Origin of the sequence: Actinophytocola sp. (genome assembly GCF_035712165.1) — a bacterium.
GTDB lineage: Bacteria > Actinomycetota > Actinomycetes > Mycobacteriales > Pseudonocardiaceae > DASYTH01.
Window position 1 is genome coordinate 1 of sequence record NZ_DASTBH010000512.1, and the last position, 5,120, is coordinate 5,120.

Annotated in this window: 8 protein-coding genes and 1 pseudogene; 2 read left to right on the forward strand and 7 right to left on the reverse strand. The window is 72.0% G+C overall.

The annotated features are described in order from the left end of the window. The 5 genes from VFO68_RS29000 to VFO68_RS29020 all read right to left on the reverse strand — a co-directional run. Positions 1 to 562, reverse strand: a 562-nt coding sequence (locus tag VFO68_RS29000; protein WP_325161590.1) for a DNA-formamidopyrimidine glycosylase family protein, incomplete at its 3' end; no start/stop codon positions are given. Between the two features lie 29 nt (positions 563 to 591). After that, positions 592 to 1,320 (reverse strand): ribonuclease III, encoded by a 729-nt coding sequence (gene rnc, locus VFO68_RS29005; protein WP_325161591.1) that lies wholly within the window; start codon positions 1,318 to 1,320, stop codon positions 592 to 594. A 26-nt stretch (positions 1,321 to 1,346) separates the two neighbouring features. After that, a complete protein-coding gene (gene rpmF / locus VFO68_RS29010; RefSeq protein ID WP_325161592.1) occupies positions 1,347 to 1,529 on the reverse strand; it encodes a 50S ribosomal protein L32 in 183 nt (60 codons plus the stop codon). Positions 1,530 to 1,531: 2 nt separating this feature from the next. Continuing rightward, positions 1,532 to 2,125: a YceD family protein gene (locus VFO68_RS29015; RefSeq protein WP_325161593.1), complete on the reverse strand. Its 594-nt coding sequence runs from the start codon at positions 2,123 to 2,125 to the stop codon at positions 1,532 to 1,534. A gap of 121 nt (positions 2,126 to 2,246) precedes the next feature. Continuing rightward, positions 2,247 to 2,936, reverse strand: a complete 690-nt coding sequence (locus tag VFO68_RS29020) for a DivIVA domain-containing protein (RefSeq protein ID WP_325161594.1) — start codon at positions 2,934 to 2,936, stop codon at positions 2,247 to 2,249. 98 nt (positions 2,937 to 3,034) lie between these two features. Between VFO68_RS29020 and VFO68_RS29025 the strand changes: the two genes are divergently transcribed. Beyond that, positions 3,035 to 3,484: a GNAT family N-acetyltransferase gene (locus VFO68_RS29025; protein WP_325161595.1), complete on the forward strand. Its 450-nt coding sequence runs from the start codon at positions 3,035 to 3,037 to the stop codon at positions 3,482 to 3,484. A gap of 9 nt (positions 3,485 to 3,493) precedes the next feature. Here the strand turns inward: VFO68_RS29025 and coaD are convergent, their stop codons facing one another. Together coaD and rsmD are read right to left on the reverse strand one after the other, a co-directional pair. Continuing rightward, entirely contained in the window at positions 3,494 to 3,970 is a 477-nt protein-coding gene (gene coaD, locus VFO68_RS29030; protein WP_325161596.1) for a pantetheine-phosphate adenylyltransferase, read from the reverse strand. 53 nt (positions 3,971 to 4,023) lie between these two features. Then, positions 4,024 to 4,593: a 16S rRNA (guanine(966)-N(2))-methyltransferase RsmD gene (gene rsmD, locus VFO68_RS29035; RefSeq protein ID WP_325161597.1), complete on the reverse strand. Its 570-nt coding sequence runs from the start codon at positions 4,591 to 4,593 to the stop codon at positions 4,024 to 4,026. A 96-nt stretch (positions 4,594 to 4,689) separates the two neighbouring features. On the opposite strand from rsmD, the pseudogene VFO68_RS29040 reads away from it, so the two are divergent. Continuing rightward, positions 4,690 to 5,120, forward strand: a pseudogene (locus VFO68_RS29040) (ATP-dependent DNA helicase); the annotation flags it as partial.

Here is a 5,120-nt window from a genome sequence, read left to right on the forward strand (position 1 = left end):
GCGCCTCGTCGGCGTAGATGTTGCCGATCCCGGACACGACGGTCTGGTCCAGGAGCGCCCGCTTCAGCTCGGTGCGGCGGCGGCGCAGCGCGGCGACCGCGTCGTCCGGGCGGAACAGCGGGTCCATCGGGTCCCGGCCGATGTGCGCCACCGGTTCCGGGACCAGGCCGCCCCCCGCGGCCGGCTCCAGCGGGTGCACCGACAGCCCGCCGAACGTGCGCTGGTCGACGAACCGCAGCTCCGGCCCGTCGTCGGCGAAGCGCAACCGGACCCGCAGATGCGTCTCGACCGGCCCGCCCCCGGACCGCATCAGCATCTGGCCGCTCATGCCCAGATGGGCCAGCAGCGCCTCGTCCGAGCTCAGCCGCGCCCACAGGTACTTGCCGCGCCGGTCCACCGCCTCCACCCGGCGTCCGACCAGCCGGCCCGCGAAGTCGACGGCGCCGGTCAGATGCCGGCGGATCGACCGCGGATGAAACACCTCGACCGCGGCGATCGTGCGCCCGACAACGTGATCGTCGAGGCCCCGCCGAACGGTCTCCACCTCAGGCAGCTCAGGCACCCGGGCATTCTGCCGCAGCGGGTGTCCCGCTAGTTCTCCGACTTCGGCTGGGACAGCGCGCGCCAGGCGACCTCGGCGGCCTTCTGCTCGGCCTCCTTCTTGGTCCGCCCGTCGCCGGTGCCGTACTCGTCGCCGCCGACCACCACCGTCGCGAAGAACTCCTTGCGGTGGTCCGGTCCGGCCTCCTGCACGCGGTACTCGGGCACCCCCAGCCCGGCCGACGCGGTCAGCTCCTGCAGGCTCGTCTTCCAGTCCAGGCCCGCGCCCCGGCGCGGCGCCTCGGCGAGCAGGCCGTCGAACAACCGGTGCACCAGCAGCCGGGCGTTTTCGATGCCGTGCTGCAGGTAGACCGCGCCGATCACGGCCTCCATGCCGTCGGCCAGGATGCTCGCCTTGTCCCGGCCGCCGGTCAGTTCCTCGCCCTTGCCCAGCAGCAGATGCGCGCCGAGCCCACCCTCACCGAGCCCGCGCGCCACCCCGGCGAGCGCGTGCATGTTGACCACGCTGGCCCGCAGCTTCGCCAACTGGCCCTCGGGAAGATCGGGATGGGTGCGGTAGAGGTGGTCGGTGACGACCATGCCCAGCACCGCGTCGCCGAGGAACTCCAGCCGTTCGTTCGGCGGCAACCCGCCGTTCTCGTAGGCGTAGGAGCGGTGCGTCAGGGCAAGCGTCAGGAGCTCGGCGTCAATCTCGACGTCGAGCGCCTTCAGCAACGATCCCGGGTCTACCGACGGTCCCCGGCTCGCCCGGACCCCCATGCGGAGAACTACTTTCGCCGCGTGGATCAGGCCGGTGCGACGACCTGGCGACCGGCGTACTGGCCGCAGTTCGGGCAGGCCACGTGCGGGGGCTTGGGCTTCCGGCAGGCCCGGTTCGAGCACTCCATCAGCTGTGGGGCGCTGGTCTTCCACTGGGAGCGACGCGAGCGCGTGTTCGAGCGCGACATCCTTCGCTTGGGGACGGCCACGACTAGTTCTCCTCCACTTGCTGGCTGCGATCCTCGCCGAACCGCTCAGTCAGCGCGGCCCATCGAGGGTCAATCGTCTCATGCCGGTGATCCGGACCGAGGTCGGCCCACTTGCCACCGCATTCGGCACACAGTCCGGCGCAGTCCGGCCGGCACAGCGGCGCGTTCGGCAGCGCGAGCACGATCGCGTCGCGCACCACGCCCTCCAGGTCGATCAGGTCGCCCACCAGCCGGGCGACCTCGTCCTCGTCGGTGGTCGCGTCGGTCGCGCTGTCCGGGTAGGCGTACAACTCGGTGATCTCCACGTCGATCCGGTCCTCGATCGGGTCGAGGCAGCGCGAGCACTCGCCCGCGGTCGGCGCGCCGGCCGTGCCGGACACCAGAACGCCCTCCACCACCGACTCCAGCAGCAGGTCGAGATCCACCTGGGCGCCCGAGGGCACGGCGATGACCCCCTCGACACCGAGGGGGTGGGTGGCCGGCGCGTGCCTGCGCACCGCGCGGCTGGTTCCCGGGCGGCGGCCCAACTCCCGGGTGTCGACGACCCAGGGACTGGTCACCGCCGGTCGGGCTCCGCTGTAACGCTGTCCGGACATGGCGAACTCGGTCCGTGCCTTCGTGGTTTGCTTCGCCGCAGGGCGATCCCGCATGCGGCCAACCGTTCAAGAGTACGTGATCGACGCACTTCGAGTGAAACTGGCCTGAACCCGCGACGCGTCAGCCGCGGTAGTCGAACGGGACCACGCCGGCGCCGGCGCCGTTCATGGTCGCCCGCAGATGGGTGCGGCCCTTGCCGACGGTGCGCAGGACATGCGCCAGCAGGTCCTCGAACTCGCGCAGCTTGCCGTCCACGTACTCGTCGCACTCCTTGCGCTGCCGGGCGGCCTCCTCGGCGGTGGCGTCCAGGATCCGGGCCGACTCGACGTGCGCGGCCTGCACCACCTCGGTCTGGGACACCAGCCGGGCCTGCTCGATCCGGCCCTCCTCGACGGCCGCCTCGAACGCCTCCCGGCCGGCCTGGATCATGCGGTCGGCCTCGGCCTTGGAGCGCGCGACCACCGACTCGTACTCGGCGCGGCCCTCGGCGACCATCCGCTCGGCCCGGGCGGTCGCGTCGGCGAGCCGGCGGTCGGTCTCCGCGTCGGCGTCGGCCGCGATCTGCTGGGCCTCCAACCGGGCCTTGCTGGCCAGTTGCTCGGCCTGGTGCTCGGCGGTGCCGATGATCTCGTCGCGCCGGTCCAGCACGTCCTGGGCGTCGTCGAGCTCCCCGGGCAGCGCGTCCCGGATCTCGTCGAGCAGGTCGAGCACGTCGCCCCGCGGCACGACACAGCTCGAGGTCATCGGCAGGCCCCTGGCCTCTTCCAGGATCGTGACCAGCTCGTCAAGTGACTCGAACACCCGGTACACCGCTGTTCCTCCGCCTCACCCCGACATGCGCACCCCAGTCTGCCCGCTCATCCGGCCCGGTGGCGGGACCTCGCCGGGCGGCGTGTCAACCTGGCCGTATGACCCCCCTGACCATCCGCCGGGCCCGGGCCGCCGACGTCGCGGCGATCGTGGCGATGCTGGCCGACGACCCGCTGGGCGCCGGCCGGGAGCGGCCCGGCGACCCGCGCTACGCCGAGGCGTTCGCCACGCTCGACGCCGACCCGCACCAGTTGCTCGCGGTGGCCGAGGCCGACGGCGAGGTGGTCGGCACGCTGCAGTTGACGTTCATCGCCGGGTTGTCCCGGATCGGCGCGACCCGGGCCCAGATCGAGGCCGTGCGGGTACGCACCGACCAGCGCGGCGGCGGGCTGGGCCAGCGGCTGGTCGAATGGGCGATCGAGCAGGCCAGGGCCCGGGGCTGCGCGATGGTCCAGCTGACCACCGACGTCAGCCGCACCGACGCGCACCGGTTCTACACCCGGCTCGGGTTCGCCGCGACGCACGTGGGTATGAAGCTCGCCCTGTAGGAAAGCCCCCTACTGGCTCAGGCGGCGGACCAGGCGCTTGTGCACCGGCTCGGGCAGCAGGTGGGCCACGTCCCCGCCGTAGGTCGCGACCTCCTTGACCAGGGAGCTGGACAGGAAGCTGTTCGGCGGCTTGGTCGGCATGAACAGCGTCTCCACCCCGGACAGCTGCTGGTTCATCTGCGCCATCTGCAGCTCGTAGTCGAAGTCGCTGATCGCCCGCAGGCCCTTGACGATCGCCTGGATGTCGTGTTGCCGGCAGTAGTCGACCAGCAGACCGTGCCACGAGTCGATCCGCACGTTGCCCAGGTGCGCGCTGATCTCGCGAAGCATCTCCATCCGCTCCTCGACCGCGAACAGCCCCTGCTTGCTCTTGTTGATCAGCACCGCGACGCAGACCTCGTCGAACAGACCGGAGGCTCTCTCCAGGATGTCCAGGTGGCCGTTGGTCGGTGGATCGTACGAGCCTGGACACACCGCGCGCCTCATAGCGCCGGACCGTATCAGCCGGCCGGGGCGCCTACCGGGCTCCGTGGTGTCGATCACCCTTCCGGATCACCCGCGTGCCGGCCCCAGTGCAGCTCGGTGTCGCCGTACCGGCGGACCCTGGTGGGCCGCAACGGTTCCGGCCAGTCCGGCGGCCCGGACCGGTGCGCCCGCTCCACCACCACCACGGTGTCCGGCCGGGTCCAGCCACCGGCCACCAGCGCGCCGAGCATCGCGGTCAGCTCGGCGCCGGGCAGGTCGTACGGCGGGTCGGCGAGCACCAGGTCGTAGGGCCGGTGCGGGGCCGCGGCCAGCACCGAGCGCACCGTGCCCCGGCGCACCTCGGCGCCCGGCAGTCCGATGGCCGTCACGTTGCGTTCCAGGACCGTGAGCGCCGACCGGTCCGACTCCACGAACGTGGCCGAGGCGGCGCCCCGGGACAGCGCCTCGATGCCGAGCGCTCCGGAGCCCGCGTACAGGTCGAGCACCCGGGCGCCGGCCAGGTCCATGGCCGCGGTCACGGCGTTGAACAGGGCCTCGCGGACCCGCTCGGAGGTCGGCCGGGTGCCGCGCGGCGGCACCGCCAGCCGCCGCCCGCCGGCCGCGCCGGCCACGATCCTGGTCACCCGATCCGCCGCCAATCGAACACACCGGACCCACGGCTGGCGCGGGTCACGTAGGCTGTTTCATCCGTTTCGTATGTACCAGCTGTAGGAGCGTGCGTGTCGCAGACCTCTGTGCGGGAGACCGAGATCGAGGCCGAGCAGGCACACATCGATCTCGTCTATGCGCGTGTCGACGAGATGCGCGTCGAGGCTCAGGAGATGCGCGACCGGGGCGACCGGCTGGCCCACGGCGCCCGCAACGAGGCCGTGTTCGAGCAGGCCGCGATGCTGTTCGAGCGGGACGTGATGGTCTACCACGCCAACCAGATCCTGCGCAGCCTGGACGCCGAGCACGAGGGCCTGGTGTTCGGCCGACTGGACTTCGACGACGGGGAGACGTACCACGTCGGCCGCCTGGGCCTGCGCGATCAGGACCGCCAGCCGCTCCTGATCGATTGGCGGGCTCCGGCCGCGGCCGCGTTCTACCGCGCCACCTCGGGCGAACCGATGGGCGTGGTCCGCCGCCGGGTCATCATCTGCCGTGGTCC